The sequence below is a fragment of the Mesorhizobium sp. M0663 genome, assembly GCF_040320585.1.
In the GTDB taxonomy this organism is placed as follows: Bacteria; Pseudomonadota; Alphaproteobacteria; order Rhizobiales; family Rhizobiaceae; genus Mesorhizobium.
Genome location: NZ_JAMYPX010000098.1, coordinates 1 through 1450, shown reverse-complemented (window position 1 = coordinate 1450; position 1450 = coordinate 1). Strand labels below are relative to the sequence as shown.

At 62.1% G+C, this 1450-nt stretch carries 2 protein-coding genes and 1 pseudogene; all 3 read left to right on the top strand.

The genetic code is table 11. From position 1 onward, the window contains the following. Positions 1-118 (top strand): annotated as a pseudogene (locus NKI54_RS36255) (IS66-like element accessory protein TnpA); the annotation flags it as partial. Continuing rightward, positions 99-452, top strand: coding sequence for an IS66 family insertion sequence element accessory protein TnpB (tnpB, locus tag NKI54_RS36250; protein WP_352469379.1), 354 nt, complete (start codon positions 99-101; stop codon positions 450-452). The pseudogene NKI54_RS36255 and the gene tnpB, both read left to right, overlap by 20 nt. 54 nt (positions 453-506) lie before the next feature. Next, on the top strand, positions 507-1450 hold a 944-nt coding region (tnpC, locus tag NKI54_RS36245; RefSeq protein WP_352694638.1), incomplete at its 3' end, for an IS66 family transposase.

Below are 1450 nucleotides of genomic sequence, written 5' to 3'. Positions count from 1 at the left end.
TCCAGCCAAGGTGAGCGCGTCGCTGCCGAACGGCGTGAAGTTGACGCTGGAATGCGGTGATGTGGATGCGTTGACGGCGACCATCGGAGCACTGGGTCATGTTCAGACTGGGCGCTGACCTGAAAGTCTACCTGCACCGCGAGCCGATCGACTTCCGGGCCGGCATCAACAGCCTTGCGGTTCTGGTCCAGGAGACGATGGCGCTCGATCCGTTTGCTCCGGCGGTTTTTGCGTTCTGCAATCGCCGTCGCGACCGGATGAAGCTCCTGTTCTTCGATCGGTCGGGCTTTGTGCTGGTAATGAAGCGGCTGACCGAGGACAAGTTCCGGTGGCCGCGCCGGGAGGCAGCGGTGGTCACGCTTACGACCGAGCAATTGCACTGGATCCTCGACGGCATCGACATCGATGCGATGGTCCGCCATCCGGTGCGGCAATATCAGGTTGCCGGTTGAGGGCTCTCGAATTGAGCGGTTGACGCGGCGGCATGCTTTCGATTCAAGAATCTGATGAATCGACCCGGCGAACCGACTGTTGAAGCGTTGATGGCGCGTATTGCTGCGCTGCAGGCGCAGAACCGTCAACTCACCGAACGCGTCGTCAAACTCGAGGAAGAGCTGGCGCTTGCACGACTGCATCGTTTTGCGCCGCGCAGTGAAAAGCACATTGACCGCCTCTTCAATGAAGCCGAACAGGCCGCGGATGAGGACGCCGCCGACAACGAAGATGGCGGCGTCGTTGTCCTGCCGGACACGGGCTTGCCGGCGAGCGAAGGGGCGACGGGAAAGAAGCGCGGCCGCAAGGCCTTGCCGGAAAACCTGCCGCGCGAGCGCGTCGAGTATGACCTTCCCGACGATCAGAAGGCTTGTCCTTGCTGCCGTCACCAGATGCATCGCATGGGCGAGGCCGTTACCGAGCAACTTCATATCGAGGTGAAGGCGAAGGTCCTGCAGAATGTGCGGTTCAAATATGCTTGCCGTCATTGCGACCGTACCGGCATCAACACGCCGGTCGTGACCGCGCCGATGCCCGCGCAACCCTTGCCTGGCAGCATCGCCACGGCTTCGACGCTGGCCTTCGCGCTCGTTCACAAATACGTCGACGGCACACCGCTCTACCGCCTGGCGCAGGCCTTCGAGCGCGCGGGCGTTCCTGTCAGCCGTGGCGCTCTGGGTCACTGGGTGATCGGCTCGAGCGAAAAGCATCTCGCCCGCATCTATGACGTGCTGAAGCTGCGGCTCAGATCGCAGCCCCTCATCCATGGCGACGAGACCACGGTCCAGGTGCTGAAGGAAATGGACAGAGAGGCCACCAGCACCTCGTACATGTGGGCATACCGGAGCGGCCACGACAGTGACGAGCCGATCGTGCTGCTCGATTATCAGCCGGGTCGCGGCCAGATACACCCGCAGACCTTCTTGGGCGATTACCGCGGCATCGTGATGAGTGACGG

Excerpts from the sequence above, each read along its gene's own strand:
- tnpB (WP_352469379.1), top strand. The coding sequence starts at position 99 with ATGTTCAGACTGGGCGCTGACCTGAAAGTCTACCTGCACCGCGAGCCG.